Source organism: Nocardia sp. NBC_01499, assembly GCF_045040275.1.
Taxonomy (GTDB): domain Bacteria; phylum Actinomycetota; class Actinomycetes; order Mycobacteriales; family Mycobacteriaceae; genus Nocardia.
Genome location: NZ_CP109426.1, coordinates 2,305,125 through 2,330,892, shown reverse-complemented (window position 1 = coordinate 2,330,892; position 25,768 = coordinate 2,305,125). Strand labels below are relative to the sequence as shown.

Below are 25,768 nucleotides of genomic sequence, written 5' to 3'. Positions count from 1 at the left end.
TTCGACCCTATCGGATGAGAAAGGTTGTGATTCTCCGTGGTGTGGTTGCGGAAAATCTTCGCGAAGGTATTTCGACGTAAGTCGGAGCGTCCGCGTGACAACTCCATTTACCCGATGTTCTGACGGGGGAGTCGCGGTGCCCCACGATAACGCTCGATCTGCCTATCAGCACTTCTTGGATCCGGAGTGTATGCCCCCGGGGAACATGTTGACGGCCGAGATTCGTGCCGAAATCCAACGGCTTGCCGGGGATGGGCCGAACCGACTGGAGCAATGCCAGCGGCAGGCGGTGGCGTGGTCGGCGGCTCAGGCCGACCGCTTCGCGGCGCTGATGCGGGCCGATTCCGACGAGGAGGCCGACGTCCTGGTGCGTAGAGCGGTTCTGGGGTGCGCACCGTTGGGTTTGGTGTCCGGGGCTTGGCTGCAATGGTTCAGCGCCCCGGGCAACGCCGACGATCCGGTGGTTTTGCGCGTGTTGGCGGTGTATGCCACCGACGTCGGCGTCGGACGTCCGCGCGCCTCGCGAGGCAGTGCGTTCCTTGCCATGCTCGATCGGCTGCGATTGGCCGCGCGCGCGGCGCCGACCAGCACGATCGCGCTCGAACAGCGGGTTGCCGACCAGGCGTTCTCGCTGCCTGCGCTGCTGCTCGCGATGAGCCGCCACTGCGATGAGTTCCGCCCGGAAATCCTCGGCGCGGATCTCTGTCTGCGGACAGTGGGACTGCTGCCCGCGCTCGCTATGGTCGCCAAGGTCATGCCAGCGGTCGCGGACTGGGATTCGCTCGATTTCGGTGCGGCCCGGGCGGCGGGAGAGCCGGCCGCGGTGGAGCTGTGCCGCGCGGCAGTAGCCGATTTCCTGGCCGACCGGCCCGCCGCCGCGGTGCGACTGGCCGCCGGATTCCGCTGGGCGCTGGCAGCATTGCGGGACTGGCATGAGGCGCTGTACGCGGAATTGGCGGCAGCCAGGAACCCGGCCTTCGAAATGGCCGAACTGCTGCGGTTGCGGGGCAGCGAAGGCGCGATCTACCACCGGAAGTACCGGATCGCCGGAAAGACGTTGGCCGACTGGCTGACCGAATGCAGATCCGACCCGTTGCCGTTGCTGAACGCCTTGGCCGGAAGCCGTTTGGTGAGGCCGGGACACTCATCTGCGAGTCCGCTGATCACCTGGCTGATCGGCGAGGGCGGCCCGATGTTCCGGATCTTCGACGCCGCGGATCTTGCCGTGATCAGGCGGTGGATCGATGCGCTGCCGACCGAACAGCCATCGACGTCGGCGCAGCAGCTGCCACCGAGCTCGTCACTGTTCGATCAAGCCACTGTGGACTCGACTGTCGAGGACGGCAGCACCCCTGCCGACCTGCGCGAGGCGTACCACCTGCTGCAAGCGAGGGCGCACACCTCGGCGTTGCATCGTTATGCCGTGGCCTACGCACGAGGTTGGCTGGGCCGTGCGCGCTACGGAATGGATCGGGGCGATATGCCGTTGCCTGCCGTCCGGCCCGTCGCCGGGCTGCGCCCCTGGCTGGCGCAGCAGCACGACCGCCACGCCAAGGAATTCGAGGAGACGGCGGAGGATGCCGTGTCGACTCGCCAGGAGTTGATCGACTCGACGGTGCAGTTGGCCCCGCTGACGCTGATCGACGGGACCTGGTTGCAGGGCTTCACCGACTATGAGCAGGCCAGCTCGGAATTCGGGTTTCCGCTTTTCGACACCTACTGGGACGAGCTCGGCAACGGCGAGGCCAGGCTGAACCATCCGTTGATCTATCGCGAGCTGCTGGTGGAGATGGGGGTGCGGTTGCCACCGACGGCGTCCCGCGAGTTCGCCAGATGGCCGGGGTTCCGGGAACAATCCTTCGCGTTGCCGGTGTACTGGTTGTGCATCGGCCGGTTTCCCCGGACCTTCCTGCCGGAGTTGCTTGGCCTCAACCTCGCTATGGAGCTGTCCGGGGTCGGCGGCAGTTATCGCAGGGCGCATATCTCGCTCGCGGCCCACGGTTTCAGTACGAGGTTCGTCGACGTCCACAACACCATCGACAATGTGGCGACCGGACATGCCGCCTGGGCCGCGGACGCGATCGACACCTACCTGTTCTCGGGCCCTGGGTCACCGGATTCCCGTGCCGGACAGCGCGAATGGGACCGGATCCGCGTCGGCTACCGGTCGCTGAACCCACCACAGGGATGGCGGGCAAAGCTCACCGGCCGCCGGGCGATGCGTCGCGGCGCGAGCGCGTCGGAAGCGACGCGCTGATGTCCGAGGTGATTCTGGGCGTGTCGGCGTTCTATCACGACAGCGCGGCGGCCTTGGTCCAGGACGGTCGGCTGGTTGCCGCCGCACAACAGGAGCGGTTCAGCCGCATCCGGCATGACCCGGCCTTCCCCGCCGACGCGGTGCGGTACTGCTTGCTGGAGGCGGGGCTGTCGCTCGTCGATGTGTCGAGAGTCGCGTTCTACGAGGATTCATCGGTGAAATTCCGGCGGGTGCTGGCGAACTATCTCGGTGCGGCCCCGACCGGCTTCGTCTCCTTCCGCGACACCCTGCCGCAGTGGCTGTCGTGGAAGGCGCGGATGGAACGGACCGTGCGGAACGAGCTGATGGGGCTCGAGCTTGGCGCGGTGCCGCCCGTCGTTTCGCGTCGGCACCACGAATCCCATGCCGCATCCGCGTTCTACCCGAGCCCGTTTTCCACCGCGGCCGTGCTCTGTGTCGACGGTGTGGGGGAATGGGCAACGACGACGATCTGGCACGGGCAGGGCACCACACTCCGGCAATTGTGCGAGCTGAGGTACCCGCACTCGCTCGGCCTGCTGTACTCGGCCTTCACCTATTTCTGCGGCTTCAAGGTCGACTCGGGCGAGTACAAGCTGATGGGGCTCGCGCCATACGGAAAACCGAAGTACGCGCGGCTGATTCGTGAGCAACTCATCGACCTGAAGCCGGACGGGTCCTTCCGATTGAATATGAAGCACTTCGAATTCCTGCGCGGGCAGGTCATGACCGGTCGCGGATTCGAGCGCCTGTTCGGCCGGCCGCGGCGGGAGCCGGAAGGCCCGCTCACCGAACTGGAATTCGATCTGGCCGCGTCGGTGCAGCAGGTCACCGAGGAGGTCATGCGCCGACTGGTCGGCACCGCGCTGCGGCTCACCGGGGAGCGCAGGCTCTGCCTCGCCGGTGGTGTCGCGCTGAATTGCGTGGCGAACGGCAAGGTAATCGGCGAGCGCATGGTGGACGAGATGTGGATTCAGCCTGCGGCCGGTGACGCCGGCGGCGCGGTCGGGGCCGCGCTCGCGGTGGCCGTGGAGCGCGGCGCGGGGCGGACCCATGTGGCGCAGGGCAGGGATGCGATGACCGGCTCCTTGCTCGGGCCGGGTTTTCGCGATGCGGAGATCGAGTCCTATCTCGACAGTGTCGGGGCGGTCTACCGCCGACTGCGCCAGGACGATCTGGTCGAGCAGGTGGCGGCCGGGCTTGCCGAGGGCAAGATTGTCGGATGGTTCCAGGGGAGAATGGAATTCGGGCCACGGGCGCTGGGCGCGCGGTCGATTCTCGGCGATCCGCGTAATCCGGCGATGCAGTCCACGATGAACCTCAAAATCAAGTTCCGGGAGTCGTTCCGCCCGTTCGCGCCGTCGGTGCTGGCCGAGCGGGCGCGGGAATACTTCGACCTGCGTGGCGACAGCCCGTACATGCTGGTGGTCGCCGACGTGGCCGCCGATCAGTGGCGGCAGGTCGATGGGCAGGACCGGCTCACGGGGCTGGATCTGTTGCGGGTGTGTCGGTCGAGCATCCCGGCCGTCACCCATGTCGACTACTCGGCACGCGTGCAGACGGTCGCCGCGCAGAGCAATCCCGCCTATCACCGGTTGTTGTCCGCATTCGAGCGGGCCACCGGCTGCCCGGTGCTGGTCAACACGTCTTTCAACGTTCGCGGCGAGCCGATCGTGCTTTCCCCGCAGGACGCCTATACCTGCTTCATGCGCACCGATATCGATCTGCTGGCGATCGGAGGGTTCCTGCTGGACAAGGCGAACCAGCCGGAATGGCGGGAAGCCGGTAGCTGGCGGGACACCATCCCGATGGACTGAGCACAAATCCGACCCATGGAGTCATCATGCGCACACTGCTGCTGGCGCTGGCCTACTTTGTTCTTGTCGTGCCGCTCGGATTGTTGCTACGTCTGGTTCGCGACCCGCTGCGCCGCCGCTGGGACCGACAGGCTCGCACCTACTGGCATACGGTCTGATCTCCATGGCGGGGTAGCGGTCGCCGCCTTGTCCGGGCGGACGATATCGATGATCTGGGAAATCCGGGGACGGCCGCTTCTATTGCTCGCTCACTGGGAGACCGCCATATCGAGGAGCGCGCCGAAGGTTTCCGGTGTCGGGGCGTCGAAGATGACCCGCGCCGGTATCCGAACCTTGAACTGCTTTCGCACCCGCGCAATGAGGCGCATCGCCAGCAGGGATTGCCCGCCGAGCTCGAAGAAATCGGAGGAACGGCCGATGTCCGCTACCCCGAGCACTTCCGCCCAGATGATGGCCAGCCGCGCCTGAGTCGGCGTCTCCGGCTGGTCGTTCTCGCCCTCGGTCGACTGCGCCGGCTCGACGGCCAGGCCGGCGAGCGCCGAGCGATCGACCTTGCCGCTGGCCAGTTTCGGCAGGCTCCGGTGATGCCGGTAGTAGCTGGGAAGCGCGACGGAGGGCAGCCGCTCAGCGAGGAACCTCCGCAGCCCGCCTTGGTCCACCGGGCCGTCCGTGCCGACGAGGTGCGCGGCGAGGCTCGGCTCGCCTCGGCGGTCGCGCACCGGAACCACGGCGGCCTGACGCACCTGAGGGTGTGCCTGCACGGCCGCTTCCACCTCGCCGGGCTCCACCCGCACCCCGCGGATCTTGAGCTGGTTATCGGCCCGGCCGATGAATTCGAACGCTCCATCGGGTCGCGCCCGCATCAAATCGCCGGTGCAGTACAGGCGCGCGCCGGGTTCCCGGCCGGTCGGATCGGGGACGAACACGGCGGCGGTTGCCGCCCCCATATCGCGGTAACCCCAGGCCAGGCATTCTCCGCCGACGTAGAGCACGCCCGGTTGGCCGACCGGCACCGGCTTGGCGTCGGCGCCGAGCAGATGGGCGGTGACTCCCGAGATAGGCCGACCCACCGGCACGGACTCCGCCGCGAGATCCCGGTCAGGTAACTCCCAGGCGAGCACATCGATGCAGGCTTCGGTTGGGCCGTATTGATTGAAGATCCGGCCCGAGGTCGCCGCCCGCAGCCGCCGCGCGAGGTCGGCGGACAGGGCTTCGCCGCCGCAGAACATCAGGCGCAGGTGACGCAGCGCGGAACCGTCTGTGCCGCCAAGGAATTCGGTGAGCAGGGTCGGGATGAAATGGGCGGCGGTCACCTGCTGTGCGACGATGAGTTCGGCCAGAGCCGTCGGCTCGGCCTCGACCCCCTCCGGTGCGATGACCACGGTGGCTCCGCAGCACAGCGGTGCGAGGACATCCCAGAAGGAGAAGTCGTAGATCATCGAACCGGCGTGCAGGACGGCGTCGCCGGGGCCGAGCGGGTAGGTTGCCTGCGCCCAGGCGATGCGGTTTGCCAGCGCGCCGTGCGGGACGAAAACCGGTCTTGGCTTGCCGGTGGAGCCGGATGTGTGCAGTACATAGGCCAGGTCATTGGCGCTCGGCGTGCTCGGTTCCGTCGGCTCGGGTGCCGCGTTCAGCAGATCGTCGAGTGGAGTCGCGTCCGGCACTACGGCACGGCCGTCGTGGTCGGCCAGCGTCAGCTTCGGCCGGAGTTCCGCGATGGTCTCCTTTGCCCGTGACCTGGCCTGGCTTGCGTCCACCGGAGCAGGGGCTGCCCCCGCTGCCATGACCGCGAGCACGGCGATGACCAGGTCGGCGGAGCGGGCAGCGCAGAGGGCGACCAGGTCGCCCTGCTCGATCCCTTTGTCGCGCAAGGCATTCGCCGTAACCTCCACCCGATGCGCGAGTGCGGAGTAGGTCAGTGCGCGCGTGTCGTCTCGAACCGCGACGTGGTCGGCGAAGCGAACCGCAGTCGCGCGGAACCAGGCCGGGGTCGTGCTGTCTCGCTGGCGGGACAGCACGACCCCGCGATCGTGGCGCCGGTCGGTCATTTCTTATTCGCCTCGGCCAGCCTCTTGCGCACGCTGAGCGGCGTGATATCGGTCCAGACCTCGTCGATATGGCGTAGGCATTCTTCTTTGCTCCCGGCCATCCCGGCATCGTTCCAGCCGAGTGGGTTCTCCCGGTCGCTCGGCCAGATCGAGTACTGCTCCTCATGATTGACGACGACACGATAGGCCTGAGCGGAAAAGGTGTCGGCGGTCTCTTCGGAACTCATTGCGTTTGCCTCCACGAAATTTCCATAGATATTGTCGGGGCTCTCTCCGTTGGAGAAGCGTAGCGATCTGGGCCGCGCGCCGTCGAGCGCGCCGCGAAGTTATTGCCAACGGGCAATGGCCCTCGGTAGCGTGAAAATCTGTTCAGCGCACAGCCATTCAAACGAAGGACTTCGACAGTGGCGCAAGAATACTCGTCGTCCCTTTCCGTTGAAGGTCGAAGGCTCCTCGAGTTACGCCTTTCCGGTCGTAATTATCGCAAGTCCTCGCCGGTGCCGGACAGAAAGGAATCCGACGGCATTCCGCTTTCCCTTGTCCAGCGCCGACTCTGGTTTATCAGTCAGATGGCTCCGGACACCCTGGCCTACAACGTCGACGCGGCCTACCGGATCCGTGGCGAGCTCGACCACCGCGCGCTCGGCACGGCGATCCAGGACATGGTTGGCCGACACGAAGCGCTGCGCACCCGATTCCAGGTGGTCGACGGGGAACCGTTCCAGGTGGTGTCGCAGCGGGTGGATGAGGTTCTGGCGCTGCACGATCTGTCCGGCGAGCACGATCCGATCGGCAGCGCGGTAGCGATGGCCGTAGCGAATGCGGACACGCCGTTCTCGGTCACCGATGGGCCGTTGTTCAGGGCGTGGTCAGCCCGTCTAGGCGAGCGTGACCATGTGTTCGGGATCGGTGCGCACCACTTGATCTTCGACCGTGAGTCACTGGATGTGCTGGTCGACGAACTGTCCATGGCCTACGCGGCGCGCGTGACGGACCGGGCGCCGAGTCTGGGGGAACCGTCGGCCCAGTACTCCGACTTCGCACTGTGGCAAGTTCGACAGTCCGAAGTGGATGGCTTCGCCGAGCATCGGCACTACTGGCGCGAGCGGCTGCGGTCGGCGCCGATCCTCTGCACGCTGCCGACGGATCGGCAGCGGCCTGCTCAGCCGTCGTATCGCGCCGGTGCGGTCGAGGTCTCGATTCCGGCCGAGACCGTCGCGGGCCTGCGACAGCTCGCACGAGAGCGAAACACCACGGCGTTCACGGTCGCGCTCGCCGGCTTCCAAGGCCTACTCGCCAAGTACAGCGGTGCCGAGGAGCCGATAGTGGTCGGCTGTGGATTCAACGGCCGCCGCAGGGTGGAATTCGAGGGCGTGCTCGGGTTCTTCGCCAACTCGCTGCCGATCCTCGCTGATCTCTCGGCAAATCCGCCCTTCACGGCGATGGTGGACGCGGCACGTGCGGCCATGCTCGAGGCACACGAGCACCAGGACCTACCTTTCGACGAAATCGTGGCTGAAGTCGCGCCGCCTCGGGATCTCAGCCACAACCCGGTGTTCCAGGTGTGGTTCGACCTGACCGAATCGGCAGGCGGTCCGGACGCCGGCCTGCGCCTGCCGGGCTGTGCGGTCGAGCCGTTCCCGACCGGATGCGTACGTACCCGCTTCGATCTGGAACTACATCTCGTCGAGACGGCGGCGGGGACGCTGTCCGGCCGGTTGCTGTACGCGACAGATCTTTTCGATGCCGCCACCGCACGAGAGTTCGTCGGGCACTACCGGCAATTGCTGACGGCCGTGGCCGCTGATCCCAGCCTGCGTCTCGCGCGGATCCCCATCCTTGATCCGGCGGAGCTGAGCCTCATTCTCGACACCTGGGGGACGGCCTCGTGACGAGCACGGCAGCGAACGATCTGGTCGGCATCGGATTCGGCCCGGCCAACCTGGCCCTCGCCGTCGCGCTCGCGGAGCACCACGAGGCCGGTGGCAGGCCGCTGTCGGCCCGCTTCCTCGAGCGCAAGAGCCGGTTCGGCTGGCATGAGAACACGCTGATCGACGATGCGACGATGCAGGTCAGCTTCCTCAAGGATTTGGCGACCCTGCGTAATCCGGCCAGTGCGTTCAGCTTCCTGGTCTATCTCAAGGATCGCGGTCGTCTGGTCGACTTCGTCAACCACAAGACGTTGTTCCCCACCAGGGTGGAATACCACGACTATCTGGAATGGGCCGCCGACCGGTTCGCCGATCGCGTCGAGTACGCCACCGAGGTGGTAGATGTCCGGCCGGTGGTGCAGGACGGCGCGGTGAGGTGGCTCGACGTGGTCGGCAGAGCCGGCTCGGCCGTGGTTACCCGGCGCACCCGGCACGTGGTGGTAGCTCCCGGGTTGGTTCCGAAACTTCCCGCCGGGGTGACCGTGTCGAGCAGGGTGTGGCACAGCGCCGAACTGCTGAACCGAACCGCCGAGCTGCCGGTGGACCGGCCGCTCCGCTTCGGTGTGGTCGGTGCGGGGCAGAGCGCCGCCGAGGTCACCGCCTATCTGCACCGCACCTATCCGAAGGCCGAGGTGCACGCGGTCTTCTCCCGCTACGGCTACAGCCCTGCCGACGACACGCCGTTCGCCAACCGAGTGTTCGATCCCGGCGCCGTCGACCGCTACTTCCACGCTCCGGCTTCGGTGAAGGAGAAGTTCTTCGAGTACCACGCCAACACCAACTACTCGGTGGTGGACATCGAGCTGATCGAAGACCTGTACGCACGGGTGTACCGGGAGTCGGTGACCGGGCGCAGGCGTTTGCACATCCATCATCTGTCCACGGTGGTCGACGTCGATGCGGGGGAGCGCGGGCTGTTCGCGGCCATTCGGTCGCTCGCGGATGGCGACATCCGCACGGTGGAACTCGACCACCTGATCTACGCGACGGGATATCGGCCGGCCGATCCGATCGACATCCTCGGGTCGTCGGCGGAACTGGCCAAGCGCGACAGCCAGGGACGGCTCAGGGTGGAACGCGACTATCGCGTGATCACCGGGGCGCACGTGCTGTGCGGGATCTACCTCCAGGGCGATACCGAGCACACACACGGCATCTCCTCCCTGCTGCTGTCCAATGTGGCCGGCCGAGCCGATGACATCCTTGCCTCGGTCCTTCGGGGCACAGATCCCGAAGGGGCGACCGAATAGTGTTCGTGCCCAAGGACTATCGCCCGGGCGATCTATCCTGGACGACCCAGCTGATTCGGGAGCACGCGCTGGCCTGCCTGATAACCAATGGACAGCCCTGGCCGCTCGCCACGCATGTGCCGATCATTCTCGACCCCGCCCAGCCGATGGACACCGATGCCACGGCCGGATTGGTCGGGGCACGGCTGCTCGGCCATATGAACCGGCTGAACCCGCATTGGCCGAGCCTGCACGCGGAACAGTCGGCGCTGCTGGTTTTCCAGGGCCCGAACGGCTATGTGTCGCCGACCGTTTATCAGACCAGACCCGCCGCGCCGACATGGGATTTCGCCTCGGTGCATATCCGGGGAACCCTCGAGCCGATCGAGGATCGCGAGCAAACGCTCGAGGTTGTGCGGCAGACGGTGACCGCGTTCGAGCGTGATCTCGGCACCGGGTGGGATATGACCGAATCCCTGGAGTATTTCCGGCGCCTACTCCCCGGGGTCGGGGCCTTCCGGATCACCGTGCACACGGTGGATGAGATGTTCAAACTCAGCCAGGAGCAGCAGCCCCAGGTGCGGGAGCGGGTTGTGGCCGCCTTCGCCGCCAGCCGATGCGCGCACCATCAGGCGCTCGCCGAGTACATCCGCCGGGTGGGATAGGGGTGCTGGACATGACCGAGGTTGAAAAGATTCTGCTCGGCGTGCTGCAGGAGTTCCTGGATGACGACATCGGACTCGAGGACAACTTCTACACCGCGGGCGGGGACTCGATCATCGCGCTGCGGGTGGTGGCCGCGGCCAACGAACGTGGACTGGATATCGAGCTGGCGGATCTGCTGCTCCAGCCAACCGTCGGTGCGCTGGCCGAGGTGCTCGCCGAGGCGGCGGCCGAGCCCCGAGCCGACGAACCGTGCACTGGATCGGACAGCGGGGACCCGGCCGGGCTGCCGGACGGGGCCGCGGACCTGTTGCCGGCCAGCTCGCTGCAGTCCGGCCTTATCTACCTGTGCGAGATGGCCGACGATCCCGGCCTGTATCACGATTTCGTCGGGGTCCGGGTGTCCGCCGACTTCGCCGAGCCACTGTTCCGCGCCGCGTTGCGCAGCCTGCTCCGCCGACATGCGGTGCTGCGCAGTTCCTTCGACCTCGCCGACTACGACTCGGCCATGCAGGTCATCTGGTCCGACGTGGCCGATCCGCTCACGGTCGAGTTCGGCGCGACGCAGGACGACGCGGACGCTCGGGTTTCGCGATGGCTGTCCCGTCGGCTCGCCGAGGGAATCGACTGGGCGAGCCCACCACTGTTCCAGTGCCACGTGGTCGCCGTCCCCGGCTCCTTCCGCTTGACCATCGGGATTCACCATTCGATCATCGACGGCTGGAGTTTCGCCCGGCTGCTCGTCGACCTGCTGACCTTCTATGACGCGGAGCTGACCGGTCGGCCCGCGCGACTGTCGCAGGTCCCGTCCGCGGGGCAGCACGAGTTCCTCGCCTTGGAGCGGGCTGCTATCGGGTCGGCGGATTCGGCGCGGTTCTGGCAGGAGCAGGCCGATCCTGGCCCATTGTTGTTCCAGCGCACACGTTTCGCCGGTTCGGCCGATCCGTCGGCAGACCGCGCGTTCCCGATCGATCTCAGTCGAGCGGAAGCCCTGCGGCGGGCCGCCGCGGCAGCCGGGGTCCCGTTGAAGAGTCTGCTGCTCGCGGTCCACGGATGGGCGCTCGGACGTTGGGTGGGGCGGGCGCGGGATGTGGTGACCGGACTGGTGGTCAATGGCCGTCCGGAGATCGAAGGCGCCGACCTGCTGGTCGGCCTGTTCCTGAACACGGTGCCGCTGCGGCTTCGGTCGGTGACCGTCCCCATGCGTGAACTCGCCAAGCAGGCATTGGCGGCCGAGCAGCGCACCATGGCGCACCGGCGTTACCCGCTCGCGCAGATCGAGCACCTGCTGGATCGGCCCGCCTTCGACGTGTCGTTCAACTTCACCCACTTCCATGTCTATCGGGAGTTGGCGGCACTGCGTCTAGTCGAGGTCGACGGCTGGTGGACCCATGACAAGGCCAGTTTCCCGTTGTTGGTGAACTTCGTGGTGGACGCGCCGGGATTCGGCACCGGGGTGCAGATCGCGTTCGACCCGACGATGGTGTCCGACGACCGGATCGACGGACTTACCGCGCTCCTGGACGAAGGGCTGGACCTGGCCGTCGAGGGGGTTTGAGCGTGCCGCGCGTGCTCGCCGTTGCCTACGACCGAGGATCGGCGTCAGCCACCGAGATCGCGGCGAGCCTGGGCGAGGTGGCCGAGTTGGTGTTCTTGGTCGCCGACTCCGAGCACACCAGGGCGCTTCGTCAGGTGCTCGCCGAGTTCGGCCGGTTGGTGCCGGTCAGCGGCGACATCCGCACCGATGCGGCGATGATCCGCGAATTCGCACCGCACGCGGTGGTGACCTTCAGCGAACCCATGCTGCGCTTCGCCGCCGCGGTGGCCGCCGAACTCGGCCTTCCTTTCCACACCCCGGAGACGACGTGGTTGCTCACCGACAAATCCGCCCAGCGGGCGCGGTTGCGTTCGGCGGGAGTGGATTCGGTACGGTTCGCGCGGATCGACGCGGCACCGGACTGGTGGCCGGCGCTGGCCCGAGTCGGCATGCCCGCCGTGGTCAAGCCGGCCTGGGGCGGCGGCAGCGAGGACACCTATCTGCTCGCGGACGCCGCCGCGGCCGGCCGGGTGCTCGCCGAGCTGTCCGACCGGCCGAGCCCATGGCCGGCCCTGGTCGTGGAGGAGTTTCTCCGAGGCAGGCCGAGCTTTCCCTACGGCGACTACGTTTCCGTCGAGAGCCTCTGCGGGCCGGACGGACCCGTGCATATCGCGTTGACCGGCAAGTTCCCCCTTCAGCCGCCGTTTCGCGAATGCGGGCAGTTCTGGCCCGCGGCGCTGCCCGCCGCTGACCAGGTCCAGGTGCTCGACCTGGTCACCGAGGCGCTCGCCGCGCTCGATATGCGGATCGGCACGGCGCATACGGAGGTCAAACTCACCGAGGACGGGCCGCGCATCATCGAAGTCAACGGGCGCCTCGGTGGCAACCTCCAAGATCTGGCCCTGCGTTCCGGGGCTGCCGACCTGGTGCTGGCCTGCGGACTGGCCGCGCTGGGCGAGCCGGTTCGGCTCGAGCCGATCAGGCCGGACAAGGTCTACTTCCAGTACATGTACCTGGCGCCGACTCGGCCATGCCGGATGGTCGCGGCGCACGGGGTCAAGGCACTGCGGCGGATGCCAGGGATCACGACGTACCGCGCCACGGTGCGCCCCGGTGACTGGATCCCCGGTGGGGTCGGAACACGGCAGCTCGGCCAGCTCTACGGGGTGGCCGACGACCATCACGCGATGTTCGGCATCCTCGATACCGCGCTGGCCGAGCTGTCCTTCGACTTCGTCGGGGCGGACGGCGAGCAGTTCACGCTCACCCGGCGGTGAGCGAGTCGACCGCCGCCCGCCGGGTGGTTCGGACGGGGAGGCTGGTGAGTCCGGCGATGAAGTTGGATCGCAGATGCGTTGGCGGACCGGCCAATTCGAATGCCTCGAACAACTCGAAGGCTTCCTCGAAGAACATCCGCAGGGTGAGCCGGGCCAGGGACGCCCCGAGACAGTAGTGCGGTCCGTGGCCGAACGCGATGTGCCGGTTGTCCGCGCGGGTGATATCGAAGGCGTACGGATCGTGGAAGACGTCCTCGTCCCGGTTGGCCGAGCCGATCCAGACGGCAACCGCGTCGCCGTCGTCGACCCAGCCGCCGCTGAGCTGGACCCTGGATGTCGCGTGCCGCAAGAAGCTGTTCGCCGGCGATGTCCAGCGCAGCCCCTCCTCGACCAGAGGCTGCGTCAACGGTGGGGCGGCGGCGGTCCGGTACTGGTCGTCGTGTTCCACCAGCGCGAGCACCGTGCCCGAGACGGTGTGCGGCGTGGTCGCGTTCGCGCCGAGCAGCATGCTGTAGCAGTTGAAGACGACTTCCTCGCGGGTGAGAGTCGCCCCGGCGACGGGCATGGTCATGAGGTGCCGGATCAGGTCGTCGCCCGCTGTCCCCGCCCGGTCCCGCTGACACCGGGAGAAGTACTCGAAAAGCTCGTGGTGCGCGATCGCAAGGGTCGCCCCGCTGCTGCCGACCCGGAACACGGGATCCGCTGGGGCGGCGGCTCCGCCGGTCCAGCGGACCAGTCGCGCCCAGTCCGGTTCGGGCAGATCCATGAGTCCGGCGGCCACCGCCATGGGCAGCATGGTGGCACGCTGTGCGAGATCCCATACCTCGCCGTCGTGCGCTGGAGCCAGCACCGCCCGCACCGCGTCCCGAATCCGCTCGACCGAAGCGGCGAGCGCCCTACCGGTGAACATCTGGTGCAGCGGGCGGCGAAGCTCGCTGTGCCGAGGAGGATCGGTGGCGACCAGCATCTTGCCCGCCGCCGCGTCACCGTGGCCGAGCTGGTTCAGCAGACTGCCGCGCTCCGAGGTGAATTCGCGATGGTTTCCGAGCACCCGGCAGGCATCGGAATATCGGGTGACCGAGTAGAAGGCCCTGCCGTCCGCGAGCACTTGCCGGTGCAGCGGGGCGCGGGCGCGCATCGCCGCCCACACCGAGTGGGGATCGCCGGTCGCATAGAACTGCGCGTCGAACAGATCGACCTGGTCGAGGTCCACCCGGGTGCGATCGGCCGCGGCGGTGATCTTCATTGTCCGGCCTCCGCCAGCGCCTTCTGCAGGGTCCGCGCCAACCCGGCTGGGCTGGGATCGAGATAGAAGGACAGCGGCGAGATCTCCACCCCATGGGCCCCGCGCAGTTCTTCGAGAAGAGTCACGGCGAGCAGCGAATGCCCGCCGAGTTCGAAGAAGTCGTCGTCCGCGCCGATACCGACGATGCCGAGATGGTCGGTCCACATGTCGATCACCTCTTGCTCCAGCGGTGACTCGGCCTCGCGATACTCGGCGTCGACCTCCGGCCGGCTATCGGTGGGCAGCGCCGCAAGCGCGATCCGGTCCACCTTGCCGCTGGAGGTCAACGGCAGGACATCGACGATCCGCATCAGGGCCGGCACCGCATAGGAGGGCAACATCCGGGCCAGTCGCTGCCGGATCGCCGACGCGGAGACGCTTGCTGTGGAGCCGACCACATGCGCGATCAGGCGGGTGCCATCCGGCGAGTGCCGCTGCGCCACCACAGCGGCGTGCGCCACTTCGGGCAGCCCGGCGATCGCGGACTCCACCTCGCCCGGCTCCACCCGGAAGCCGCGGACCTTGACCTGCCGGTCGGCGCGGCCGAGGAACGCCAGCGCACCGTCGGGGTATTCGCGCGCGAGGTCCCCGGTGCGGTACATCCGCGCGCTTTCCGCTTCCGCGAATGGATTCGGCAGGAACCGTGTCGCGGTGTGGGCGGGGCTGTTCAGGTACCCGTGGGCCAGGCCGTGTCCGGCTGCGTATATCTCACCCACCGCGCCGCGCGGCACCGGCCTGAGCCGCTCGTCGAGCAGGTACACCTCGGTGCCCCTGATCGCTCGTCCAATCGGCACCGTAGCCTCGTCCACTTCATCGGTGACCGGCATACAGCAGGTGAATGTCGTGTTCTCGGTGGGGCCGTAGCCGTTGATCACGGTGGTCCGGGGTAGCGCGCGGACCACCCGGTTGACCTGCGGGGGCGAGAGCACATCCCCGCCGGCCAGCAGATACCGCAGCCCACGCAAGTCGTCGAGGTCGGTCTCGGCGATCTGGTGGAACAGCCCGGCGGTCAGCCAGAGGACGGTGACGCCCGTGCGGCGAGCCAGCTGTCCTAGCGCGCCGAGTGACAGCTCGCCCGTCGGGGCGACCACCAGGCGGGCGCCGTTGAGCAGCGGCCCCCAGATCTCCAATGTCGATGCGTCGAAGGCGATCGGCGCGAACTGGAGGAAGACATCATCAGCTTGGATGGGGAGAAAGTCGGCGTCGAGCACCAGCCGTGCCACCGCCCGGTGTGGCACACACACGCCCTTTGGGCGGCCGGTGGAACCGGAGGTGTAGGCGACATACACGAGGGAATCCGGACAGTTGACCACATCCAGCGGAGTCGCCGGATAGCCGGAGACCGTCGGCCAATCCCGATCGACACAGACCTTCCGGACTGTCTCGGGCAGATCGTCGGCCAGCGGCTCCTGCGTCAGCACGACCGTGACGGCGGCGTCGCGCAGGATCAGCTCCCTGCGCTCGGCCGGCTGCCGCTGGTCCAGCGCGAGATAGGCCGCTCCGGCCTTGAGCACGGCCAGCAGCATGACGATGGTGGACGCCGAACGCCGTGTCCATATGCCGACGATTTCGCCTGGGACTACCCCGAGTTGGCGCAGATGCCTGGCCAACTGGTTGGCACGGCGCTCGAGTTGCGCGTACGTCAGCTCACCGTCAGCGTCGGACACCGCCACCGTGTCCGGACGCACTACGGCATGTCGGCCGAACGCCTCGCATATGGTCTGCATTGCCATGTCATCTCACCTGCCTAGGACCCTGCCGCATCGGCAAGTTCGCTCATCAGCGCCGATGGGGCCGACAGGAATCCGTAGTGGCCACCGTCGAGTACGGCGAAGCGGACATCCGTCGAGTAGTGCCGCCAGCCCTGGAGTTCGGCCAGCGTGACTTCGGTGTCCTGTCGCCAGTGCAGAGTCGTGATGCCGACCGTCAGGGGTGCCGGGCGGTCGAGGTGGTACACCTTGTTTGCCGCGAGATCCTGGTGCAGCACGGCCAACGTGAGCTCGATGAGCGTGGGATGCGGCTGGCCGCCACGGGCGATCATCAACTGCGCCAGCTCATCGGCCAACTCCGCATCGGTGAGCTCGAGAAAGCGATCATGCGGGCAGTCGTGTGGGGCGACCTGCGCGGACACCACGAGGCGGCGCGGCGCGGGCGCTTCGAGCTCAGCGAGACGGCGGGCGGTCTCGAACGCGGGCAGCGCTCCCGCGCAGTGTCCGAAGAAGACGAATGGCCGGTCGAGATACGGCACGAGGGACGCGGCCAGCTCAGCGGCCAACGCCTGGAAGGTGCCGAAATGCGGTTCGCGGATACGGTTCTCCCGCGCCGGCAGTTGCACCGGGCAGATCTCCACTCCTTCGATCCACCGCGGCCATTGATTGAACATCGAGGCCCCCACTCCCGAGTAGGGGAAGCAGAAAACACGTGCCCGTGCGTCCTCGGACGGTTTGCGTAATAGACACCGGGAAAATCGCGCCCGCTGTGACGTCGGCATGGCTGTCCTCCAATCAGATTCCGGCCGTGGCGTTCTCGGCGGTTTTCGCCGGCTGGCGGACGGCGCGGACGGCAGGCAGGGCGAGGACCGCCGCGCTGGCGATGAGCTGCCACCCCACGCCGACCGCGAGCACGGGCGTGACGCCGACGGTCTGTGCGATCGGACCCGTGATGGCGAATCCGATCGGGCCAACGGCATACGCTCCCAGCGATACATACGAGCTGATCCGCGAGAGCGCCGCCGCGGGGACCCGCTGTTGCATGGTCGTCGACCACAACGTGTTGAAAACCGCGCTCGCCGCGCCGGCAAAGATCGCCCCGACGACCACAACGCCCACCGGCGCGGCGAACAGCAGGCAGGCCGAGGGCGCCGCCCACAGGAACGTGACGCCGATGGCGACCACCAGCGGCCGAGCCGGCCGCCGACCGAGCAGCGCGATTCCGCCGAGGATGGATCCTGCTCCGTAACCGGCCATGATCGCGCCCCACGCCGAGGCGCCGCCGTAGCTCCGGTACGCCGATTCCGGGCCGAGGATCAGATAGGGGGCCCACACAATGAGGTTGAACAACGAGAACTGCACGGTGATGGCCCACAGCCAGGTGTGCGAGCGGAAGATCGTCCAGCCCTCACGCAATTGGGTGATCATCGAGCTGCGCGGGCGGGGGGCTGGCGTCGGCAGGCGCAGCAGCAGCAAACCGAGCACGCTCACCGCATAGCTCGCTGCGTCGATGGCCAGCACCGTCTGTGCTCCCGCGACGGCGACCAGGATCCCGGCCAGGGCGGGCCCGGCCACGTTTGTGGCAGCGCGCGACAGGCTCAGCAGCCCATTGGCCTCCTGGAGATGGCCTTCCGGGGCGAGCGACGGGATCAAGCCGCTCAGCGCGGGATTGAAGAACGCCTCACTCAGCCCGCCCGCCGCGGCCAGCAGCAGTAGTGCCCACAGCGATGCGTGGCCGAGGGCGAACAGCAGGGCGATCGCGCCCTGGCTGGCTGTTCTGGCGCAGTCGGCGACCAACATCACCCAGCGGCGGGGCAGCCAGTCGCCGACGACCCCGCCACCGAGCAGGAATAGCACCAGGGGCACGATTCGCGCGGCATTCACGTATCCGAGGTCGGCCAGCGAACCATTATTTTCCAGTACGCCGAAAGATAACGCGACCGAGGCCATCGAGGTACCGAACATCGATATCGAGTAGGTAGTGAAAAACAGCCGGAATCTGCCGTTTCGGAATGGAGCGAAGCGATCGGTGCGATTCGATGGCAGCCGTCGCCGAGAGATCATGCTCGACTGAAACACGGCACAAGAGATCTTGTCAATGGGACTCGGCCGGGCCACGAAGGATCTCCTCCCGATCGGTCGACGTCGACATCAGGTATCCGTCCACTCCATATGCCTCCCAGGATGATTCGGTCGATGTCGATATCCCTGGCTCGTCACTCCCGATGATTTCGCATCACCGCGAGAGTCTTGACAGAACACACCGGACGGTATTGCTTCAACCCCATCGAAGACGGGCCTTCATCGAATAGCTTCGACCCTTTCCCTGGCTGGAGTTCATTCCGTAGCATCCGAAATGTCCGCACGATTGCTACGGCGAGTGAGCGCCGAGGCGGTCCCGCCGGCGAGACAGCGGCGCAATTGTCGCTCGCTCGAATCCATGGAGGGTAGATCAATGATCTCCGGACAAACCCGGCGCGGCGATCCCGATCCATATCCGAATTACGCCTGGTTGCGGGAGCAGGCTCCGGTGAGTGCCGTGTTCAGCCCGCACGGCTCCGGTCAGACCTGGCTGGTCACCTCCTACGAGCTCGCCCGCGCCTGCCTTGCCGATCCACGGCTAAGCAATGACAAACGCAAGTCACGGGGCGATCCCGAGCGCGCCGCGGCGGAACACAGCACTACCGCGCGCGGCCTGCTCGACCTCGACCGGCCGGAGCACGCCCGACTGCGCAGGCTGGTTTCCGGCGCTTTCAGCCCGATCGCGTCCGAGCAATTCCGGCCCATGATGGAGCGGTTGTGTCAGGCCGCGGTCGACAGGTTCGCCGATCTGGGCGTGGTGGATTTGGTCGCGGAATACGCGCTGCCGGTTCCGGTGGCGATCATCCACGAGGTCCTCGGCGTGCCGGAATCCGAGCGCAAGGACCCCGCGCGGTGCTTCGATCTGTTCTATCGAGCCGGGTTGGCCAAGCCACCCGATCCCACCTGTATCGATGAGCTGATCGACTACGTCGATCACATCGCGGAGTACAAGCGTGGCCATCCCGGCGACGACGTCACCACGGCGCTGCTCGGCCATCTGGAGACCGGTCAGTTGCGTGACCAGCGAGAGCTACGCACCATGCTGCTCGCCCTGCTCGGCGCCGGGCACGTGACCACGGTGCAGTTCCTCGGCTGCGCGGCATTCCGTCTGCTCGAACACCCCGAACAGCTGGCCGACCTGATGGCGGCGCGAGCAGGCTGGGCGGACTCGGTGAACGAGGTGCTGCGCTTCGACTCGCCGATCCAGGCCAGCGTGTATCGATATGCCTTGGCGGACATGGAGATCGGCGGAGTCTCGGTGGCGAAGGGTGACGCCGTGCTGATCTCGCTTGCCGCCGCGAACCGCGATCCGCATCGGTTCGACGATCCCGAGCGGTTCGCCCTCGCCAGGACCAGCCTGTCGCACCTCGCCTTCGGCCACGGCGCGCATCTGTGCCTCGGCGCGCATCTCGCGCGCCTCGAGGGCGAGGTGGCCCTGGACGTCCTGTTCCATCGGCTGCCCGATCTCCGGCTGGTCGGCGAACCAGCGGACGTGGTCTGGGCGTACGGGCCGATGCTGCGCGGGCCGAGAGAGCTCGAGGTGGTCGTCAGCCGATGAGGCGGCCGGACAGGCGGAACGAACAGCGAGAAACTGGAGGACCTGTGCTGCAGGCAGTGGAAAACAGTGAGATTCCGACCGGACACGATCGAGGCGTGATCAGGGGATTCGATGACTGGGTCGGGAAGGCCCCTGACGATCTCGCTGTGGTGTCCGGTGAGATCGGACTGACCTACCTCGAGCTCGACCGACGGGCCAATCAGCTGGCCTGGGCGTTGCGGGAGCGCGAGGTCGGTCCAGGAGCCATCGTCGGCCTGTGCGTGCGCCGGGGTGTCGGGCTTGCGGTCGCGGTGCTCGCGGTGATCAAGACCGGCGCGGCATATCTGCCGCTGGATCCGGAGTACCCGGTCGACCGGGTACGGTCCGCGCTCATCGACTCCGCCGCGATGTTGTTGCTGGCGGATCAGTCGGTCCTGGACGCCATGCCCGGCATCGACCTGACCACGCCGGTGCTGTGTGCCGGTGACAGTGTGGCTGCCTTCCCCGTCGAGGCTCCGCCGGCCGCGGTAGCAGAGGACGACCTGCTGTACGTGATCTACACCTCGGGCTCGACCGGTCGACCCAAGGGAATCGCGATGCACCACGGGCCGCAGGTCCGTCTCCTCGACTGGAGCCGGACGCAGTACGCTCAGCGGCCGCGCGCACTCCAGTACTTCCCCATCACCGCTGACGTCGCCGCGCTGGAGCTGCTGTCGGCATGGTGGTCCGGTGGCTGCGTGGTGATCGCCACCGAACGCGATCGATACGACATCACCGCGATCGCCCGACTGATCCGGGAACACCGGATCACCAAGATCCTGCTCCCCGTGGTGGCCATGCAGCAGCTGGCCAGGCACGCGGTCGCGCATCCGGACGACATCGCCAGTCTGCGCGAGTTGATCACTACCGGCGATCGGCTGGTCATCACCCCCGAGCTTCGGCTGATGTGCGATCGGCTTCCCGACGTGGTGTTCGACGATCACTACGGCTCCACCGAGGTCAACGTGGTCACTTCGCCGCGGTTGTCGGCCCCGGCGGCGAGCTGGACGGATCACCCGGAACTCGGCCGGCCGTTGCCGGTGGCTCGGATCTACGTACTGGACGCGGATCTGAATCCGGTGCCCAAGAACGTGTCCGGCGAGATCTACGTCGGCGGCGGTCCGCTCGCCTGGGGCTATTGCGGCCGTGGCGCGTTGACCGCGGCGTCGTTCATGCCCGATCCGTTCAGCCGGACTTCCGGCGCGCGGCTGTACCGCACCGGGGACCTCGGTAGGTGGCGGCCCGGCGGTGTGCTCGAGTTCCTCGGCCGGGCCGACTTCCAGATCAAGCTCCGGGGTTACCGGATCGAGCCCGGCGAGATCGAGGCGCTGCTGTCCGAACGGGACGGGGTGGCCAAGGCCGTGGTCACCCTGGTGCGCCCCGAGCCTGGCGAGAATGCCGAGCCGCTGCTGGCGGCGTATGTGGTTCCCGCGCCGCTGCCCCCGGGGGAAGTGCTGCACACCGAGCCGCTGCGCGACTACTTGGCCACGAGATTGCCCACCCACATGGTGCCGCAGGCCATCGTGCTCATCGACCGGTTGCCGCTCACCGGGACCGGCAAGGTTGACCGCGCCCGGCTGCCTCGGCCCGAGGCCGTCGAGCCGGAGTTCGTCGCACCTCGCGACGAACTGGAATCGGCGATCGCCGACATCTGGGCGAAGGCGCTCGGCATGGACCGGGTCGGCGTGCGGCACAACTTCTTCTGGCTCGGCGGCCATTCGCTGCTGGTGACCCGGATCGTCTACGAGATCAGGGAGACATTGCGGATCGATCTGCCGCTCAGCTCGATGTTCCAGCGGCCGACCGTCGAGGCGCTCGCGGTCGAGCTGCGCCAAGCCATGGCGGGGCGAGGATAGCGGCGATGGCGCCGGTGCTGTCCTTCGCGCAGCGGCGACTGTGGTTCCTCGATCAGCTCACCGATAACCACGCCGCGTACCTGACCCCGCGCACGTACGCGCTGACCGGATTGCTGGACCCCGACGTCCTGGAGGCGGCACTGCGCTGGGTGGTCCGACGCCATGATGTGCTGCGGTCACGGGTATCGGTGCGCGACGGTGAACCGTATGCGGTGTACGACCGGGAAGACATTGTGCGCCTGAGTCGTATCGATCTGCGCGCGGAGCCGGAGCCGAGGCGCGCGGCGCTGCGGCGTGTCGCCGAACTGATGGTGCGGCCCTGCGATCTGGCCGCCGGTCCGCTGCTGCGCGCCGCACTGCTGCGGCTGAGCGAGAACACCTATCTCTTGCACTACACCGTGCACCACATCGCTTTCGACGGCATGTCACGGGTGGTGTTCGAGGAGGAACTCGGCGCCGCGTACACGGCCCTCGCCACCGGTCGGTCGGTCGGTCTCGACCCGCTGTCCATGCGGTATGCCGACTATGCCGAGTGGCAGCGCGCTCAGGTCGGCGACGCCGAATGGGTTGAACAGGAACAGTATTGGCGCGATCGGCTGGCCGGGGCTCCGTCGATGCTTGAGCTGCCTGCCGACCGGCCGCGGCCCGCGGTCCCCGCGCTGCGTGGGGCGCGGCTGCGACTGTCCGTTGCCCCCGAGGTTGGCGCGGGCCTGCGCACCGTGGCACGGCAGGAACGCACCAGCGTATTCGTCGTGACCCTGGCCGCCTACCACGCCGCGCTCGGCTGCTTCGCCGATGCTCTCGATGTGCTCATCGGGGTCCCGTTCGCGGGACGCCCTATCCCTGAATTAGAGCGACTGGTTGGTTTATTCGCCAACACGGTGGTGGTCCGAGCGGATCTGGCCGAGGCCGTGACGTTCCGCGATCTGGTCAGGCAAGTGCGGGACCGGGTGCTGGAGGCCATGGATCACCAGGACCTGCCCTTCGAGCGAATCGTGGACATCGTGGAGCCGGACCGCGACGCCGACCGTAATCCGTTGGTGCAGCATTGGTTCAGCCTGGTCGAAGGCGACCTGGCCGAGGCGGGGCTTACCCTGCCGGGGATCGAGTGTCAGCCGGTGGACGCCCCGGATGCGCTGTGCCGCTTCGACACCGAGCTCGAGCTCAGGATGATCGGCGAGCAGTTGACCGGAACCTTGGTCTACGCCGCCGAGCTGTTCGATGAGTCAACGATGGACCGGTTCCTCGGTTGCTACCGACGGTTGCTGACCCATTTCGCGGCGCATCCGGACGCACGGCTCATCGGCACCGCCCTGGTCGGCGCGGCTGAGCGCGCCGAACTCCTGCGACTGGCGGGCGAGCGGCCGCACGCGACCGTGCACCTGCCGACGATCGGGGAGTGGTTCGACCGGCAGGCCGCGCTCACCCCGGACGCCGTCGCCGTATCCGCCGCCGCGACCGAACTGACCTACCGCGAACTGGCCGACCGCGCGGCGCGGCTGTCCGCGCGGTTGCGCAGGGCGGGGGCCGGTCCCGCGAGTGTGGTCGGCGTCTTCCTGCCCCGTGGCACCGACTGGGTGGTGGCGCTGCTCGCCGTCGTCAAGGCCGGGGCAGCGTATCTCCCGATCGACACCGAGTCGCCGGCGGCGCGGGTGGACTATCTGCTCGACGACGCCGCGGCCTGCCTGGTCCTCACCGACGGCTCGTCCCGAGATCGGCTCAGCGCGGAAACGGTCCGAATACTCCTTATCGATCAGCAGGACGATCCAGGGCCGATCCCGCAGCAGTCGCCTCCTGCCGCCGAGGCCGTGCTCTACCTGATCTACACGTCGGGTTCGACCGGTCGGCCCAAGGGTGTTGCGGTGAGTCACACCGGCTTCGGCAACCTGGTCCGCTGGCATCTCGACCGCTATCCGACCGGGCCAGGCGACCGGATCGGCCAGCTCGCCAGCAGCGCCTTCGACGCGGCCGGCTGGGAGGTCTGGCCGGCCCTGCTTTCCGGCGCACGGCTGGAAATCTGCCCCGATCAGGTTGTCCGCGACCCCGACGCGCTGATGTCCTGGCTCGGCGATCGTTGCTGCACCCAGGCATTCGCGCCTACCCCGCTCGCCGAGCGGTTGATCGGCCTTCCGCTCGGCGAGCGCACCCCCTTGCGGATCTTGCGCACCGGGGGTGATGTGTTCCGGCCGGCGCCCACCGCCGATCCCGGCGTCCCGGTGGTCAATCACTATGGCCCCACCGAGAACTCGGTGGTGGCAACGGCGACCCAGGCACTGCGCGCACCGTGGGCGGAAAACTCGCTGGGGCGGCCGATCACCGGAGTGCGCGCCTATCTGATCGATCGTCACTTCCGCCTCGTTCCCCGTGGCGCTGCAGGAGAGCTCTGTCTCGGCGGAAGTTCGGTGGCCGTTGGGTATTGGCGCAAACCGGGCCAGACCGCCGAGCGATTCCTACCCGATCCGTTCGCCGGTGAACCGGGGGCACGGCTGTACCGGACCGGCGATAGGGCCCGCTGGCGATCGGATGGCACGCTGCAGTTCCTCGGCCGGTTGGACGAGCAGGTCATGGTGCGGGGCTATCGCATCGAGCCGGCCGAGGTGGAGGCCGCCCTGCTGACCGATCCGTCGGTGGCACAGGCGGTCGTGGTGTCCGGCGAGGGTCGGACGGGGCAGCCGATGCTCGTCGGCTACGTGGTCCCCGCGGGCACATCGGTTGATACCGAAGAACTTCGGGCCCGACTGTCGGCCGACCTACCTGCTTACCTGGTGCCGCAGGCGTTCGTGACCGTCGACTCGCTGCCGATGACCACGAGCGGCAAGCTGGACCGAAAGCGGTTGCCTGCGGCTGATTTCGGACAGTACGACCGCATCGCACCGCGCACTGAGGTGGAGCGCGTTCTCAGCGCCCTGTGGAGCGAGGTCCTCGGGGTCGACCCGGTCGGCGTCACCGAGGACTTCTTCGCGCTCGGCGGGAATTCGATGACCGCGGCCAAACTGCTGGCCAGGATCAGAGCGGCCTTCGATATCGACTTCCCGCTGCGCGGCCTGTTCGACCACCGCACCGTCTCCCGGCTCGGCTCCGCGATAGAAGCGCGGGTGGTGGCGGAAATCGCGGCGATGACGCCGGACCAGATCTCGGCGGAACTAGGACAAGGAGGCTGACCGGTGCGTGTGTTGCTGTTCAGCGTGAACCTCACTGTGCTCGGGGCGATGAACGAGTTCATGCCTCCGGCCAGCGTCGTGGTGCTCGAAGAGCGCGGTGTGCTCGATGCGCGAGACCGGTTGTTGGCGCACCGGACCGGCATGTCGAGCCGCCTTACCGGCCACGACGGGGACCATCGCTGTGTCGAGAAGATCGTGTTCGGAAACTATGTCCAGTCCGAGGAATTCCTTGACGTAGTGCTCGCTGAGCACGCGAAGCGCCCTTTTACCGCGGTGATCCCAGGCGGCGAGTACACGGTCGCGGCGGCGGCTTTCGTGGCCGAGCGGCTCGGCCTGCCGGGTGCCGGCGCAGCGGTCGCGCCCCTCTTCGGTGACAAGATCGCGCTGCGCGAGGCGATCGACCGTGCCGGTTTGCCTGCCCCTCGGTGGGCGGAGGTGGACGGAGCCGAGGACGTCGCCAGGTTCGTCGCGGGGGCGGCGGGCGGTTCCGTGCTGAAGCCGGCCGACCGGGCAGGCAGCCAGGGCATCCAATTGCTCGACCAGGACAGCGATCTGGAGCAAGCCTGGGCGCACGCCGTCGTCGGCGACGAGTCCGACCCTTCGGTCCCCGCTCGCCCGCTGCGCCGACGATTCCTGATCGAGCAGCGAATGCGCGGGCCGGAGTACACCGTGGGACTGCTCGTCCGAGACGGCGATGTGGTCTTCCACCACATCGGCGAGACCCTGTTGTTCCCTGGCCCGCACCCGCTGGAGCGCGGCCACACGTTTCCCGCCCCGATCAGTGCGGAGGTTCAGGCCGAGTTGTTGTCGGTGATGCGGCGCCTGGTGGCAGGCATCGGCCTGCACACCGCGATCCTGATCGCTGACTGCATCGTCACCGCGGCCGGCCCGATGGTGGTGGATTGCGCCGCCCGGCCGCCAGGCGCCAGCTTCATGTTCTTGGTCGGGTTGGCCTACCGGGTGAACATCACGAAGGCTCTGGTGTCCATGCTCAGTGGTGAGCCGGTCAGCATGCCGAGTCGTCCGACGGGAGCGGCGGCCCTCCGGTTCTGCTCGGGACTGCCAGGAGTGGTCACCGAGATCAGCGGGGTCGCCGAGGCCAGAAGGGTGCCGGGGGTGGTCGGCGTTGGGATCGAGACCAGGGTCGGCGATGTCATGGTGCCGCTGACCAGTTCGACGGCGAGAAAAGCGTACGTGATCGCGGTGGGCGAGAACCCCGCGTCCGCGGGCTCGGCGGCCGAGCGGGGCGCGGCCATGGTGCGCATCCACACCCGGCCTTCGGCGAATCTGGTTCCGTGACAACGACTCCGGTCAATGCCAAG

The 25,768-nt window shown here is 67.5% G+C and carries 18 protein-coding genes; 12 read left to right on the top strand and 6 right to left on the bottom strand.

Annotation, left to right across the window (positions count from 1 at the left end; genetic code table 11):
• Window positions 1-190: 190 nt before the first annotated feature.
• The 3 genes from OG203_RS10530 to OG203_RS10520 are packed head-to-tail and all read left to right on the top strand — an operon-like array spanning window position 191 to window position 4,250.
• The gene (locus OG203_RS10530) at window positions 191-2,257 is read left to right on the top strand and encodes an iron-containing redox enzyme family protein (RefSeq protein ID WP_405165493.1); all 2,067 of its coding nucleotides are present in this window, start codon (window positions 191-193) and stop codon (window positions 2,255-2,257) included.
• Window positions 2,257-4,092 (top strand): carbamoyltransferase, encoded by a 1,836-nt coding sequence (locus OG203_RS10525; RefSeq protein ID WP_405165492.1) that lies wholly within the window; start codon window positions 2,257-2,259, stop codon window positions 4,090-4,092. The genes OG203_RS10530 and OG203_RS10525 overlap by 1 nt, the downstream gene beginning before the upstream one ends.
• 26 nt (window positions 4,093-4,118) lie before the next feature.
• Window positions 4,119-4,250 (top strand): hypothetical protein, encoded by a 132-nt coding sequence (locus OG203_RS10520; RefSeq protein WP_405165491.1) that lies wholly within the window; start codon window positions 4,119-4,121, stop codon window positions 4,248-4,250.
• Window positions 4,251-4,340: 90 nt separating this feature from the next.
• Here the strand turns inward: OG203_RS10520 and OG203_RS10515 are convergent, their stop codons facing one another.
• A complete protein-coding gene (locus OG203_RS10515) occupies window positions 4,341-6,140 on the bottom strand; it encodes a non-ribosomal peptide synthetase (RefSeq protein WP_405165490.1) in 1,800 nt (599 codons plus the stop codon).
• On the bottom strand, window positions 6,137-6,367 hold the full coding sequence (locus OG203_RS10510) for an MbtH family protein (protein WP_405165489.1): 231 nt from the start codon (window positions 6,365-6,367) through the stop codon (window positions 6,137-6,139). Before OG203_RS10510 ends, OG203_RS10515 begins: the two co-directional genes overlap by 4 nt.
• A 270-nt stretch (window positions 6,368-6,637) precedes the next feature.
• Between OG203_RS10510 and OG203_RS10505 the strand changes: the two genes are divergently transcribed.
• From OG203_RS10505 to OG203_RS10485, 5 genes are read left to right on the top strand one after another with little or no spacing between them, the layout of a single operon-like run.
• On the top strand, window positions 6,638-8,032 hold the full coding sequence (locus OG203_RS10505; protein ID WP_405165488.1) for a condensation domain-containing protein: 1,395 nt from the start codon (window positions 6,638-6,640) through the stop codon (window positions 8,030-8,032).
• Window positions 8,029-9,321, top strand: coding sequence for a lysine N(6)-hydroxylase/L-ornithine N(5)-oxygenase family protein (locus OG203_RS10500; RefSeq protein WP_405165487.1), 1,293 nt, complete (start codon window positions 8,029-8,031; stop codon window positions 9,319-9,321). The genes OG203_RS10505 and OG203_RS10500 overlap by 4 nt, the downstream gene beginning before the upstream one ends.
• The gene (locus OG203_RS10495; protein ID WP_405165486.1) at window positions 9,321-9,965 is read left to right on the top strand and encodes an FMN-binding negative transcriptional regulator; all 645 of its coding nucleotides are present in this window, start codon (window positions 9,321-9,323) and stop codon (window positions 9,963-9,965) included. The genes OG203_RS10500 and OG203_RS10495 overlap by 1 nt, the downstream gene beginning before the upstream one ends.
• A gap of 11 nt (window positions 9,966-9,976) precedes the next feature.
• Window positions 9,977-11,521, top strand: coding sequence for a condensation domain-containing protein (locus OG203_RS10490; protein WP_405165485.1), 1,545 nt, complete (start codon window positions 9,977-9,979; stop codon window positions 11,519-11,521).
• 2 nt (window positions 11,522-11,523) lie between these two features.
• Complete coding sequence (locus OG203_RS10485) at window positions 11,524-12,777, top strand: ATP-grasp domain-containing protein (protein WP_405167822.1); 1,254 nt, start codon at window positions 11,524-11,526, stop codon at window positions 12,775-12,777.
• Here the strand turns inward: OG203_RS10485 and OG203_RS10480 are convergent.
• The 4 genes from OG203_RS10480 to OG203_RS10465 are packed head-to-tail and all read right to left on the bottom strand — an operon-like array spanning window position 12,764 to window position 17,835.
• Window positions 12,764-14,023 carry a cytochrome P450 gene (locus OG203_RS10480; protein ID WP_405165484.1) on the bottom strand — a complete coding sequence of 420 codons (1,260 nt, stop codon included), beginning with the start codon at window positions 14,021-14,023 and terminating at the stop codon, window positions 12,764-12,766. The genes OG203_RS10485 and OG203_RS10480 overlap by 14 nt on opposite strands.
• Complete coding sequence (locus OG203_RS10475; RefSeq protein WP_405165483.1) at window positions 14,020-15,795, bottom strand: amino acid adenylation domain-containing protein; 1,776 nt, start codon at window positions 15,793-15,795, stop codon at window positions 14,020-14,022. The genes OG203_RS10480 and OG203_RS10475 overlap by 4 nt, the downstream gene beginning before the upstream one ends.
• A 14-nt stretch (window positions 15,796-15,809) precedes the next feature.
• Window positions 15,810-16,553, bottom strand: coding sequence for a thioesterase II family protein (locus OG203_RS10470; protein WP_405165482.1), 744 nt, complete (start codon window positions 16,551-16,553; stop codon window positions 15,810-15,812).
• A gap of 13 nt (window positions 16,554-16,566) precedes the next feature.
• Window positions 16,567-17,835: an MFS transporter gene (locus OG203_RS10465; RefSeq protein WP_405165481.1), complete on the bottom strand. Its 1,269-nt coding sequence runs from the start codon at window positions 17,833-17,835 to the stop codon at window positions 16,567-16,569.
• 391 nt (window positions 17,836-18,226) lie between these two features.
• Here OG203_RS10465 and OG203_RS10460 point away from each other — a divergent pair, with 391 nt between their 5' ends.
• The 4 genes from OG203_RS10460 (at window position 18,227) to OG203_RS10445 (ending at window position 25,745) form a co-directional block, all read left to right on the top strand.
• The gene (locus OG203_RS10460; protein WP_405165480.1) at window positions 18,227-19,411 is read left to right on the top strand and encodes a cytochrome P450; all 1,185 of its coding nucleotides are present in this window, start codon (window positions 18,227-18,229) and stop codon (window positions 19,409-19,411) included.
• Between the two features lie 95 nt (window positions 19,412-19,506).
• A complete protein-coding gene (locus OG203_RS10455; RefSeq protein WP_405165479.1) occupies window positions 19,507-21,285 on the top strand; it encodes a non-ribosomal peptide synthetase in 1,779 nt (592 codons plus the stop codon).
• 5 nt (window positions 21,286-21,290) lie between these two features.
• Window positions 21,291-24,446: a non-ribosomal peptide synthetase gene (locus tag OG203_RS10450; RefSeq protein ID WP_405165478.1), complete on the top strand. Its 3,156-nt coding sequence runs from the start codon at window positions 21,291-21,293 to the stop codon at window positions 24,444-24,446.
• Between the two features lie 3 nt (window positions 24,447-24,449).
• Complete coding sequence (locus OG203_RS10445) at window positions 24,450-25,745, top strand: ATP-grasp domain-containing protein (protein ID WP_405165477.1); 1,296 nt, start codon at window positions 24,450-24,452, stop codon at window positions 25,743-25,745.
• Window positions 25,746-25,768: the final 23 nt, after the last annotated feature.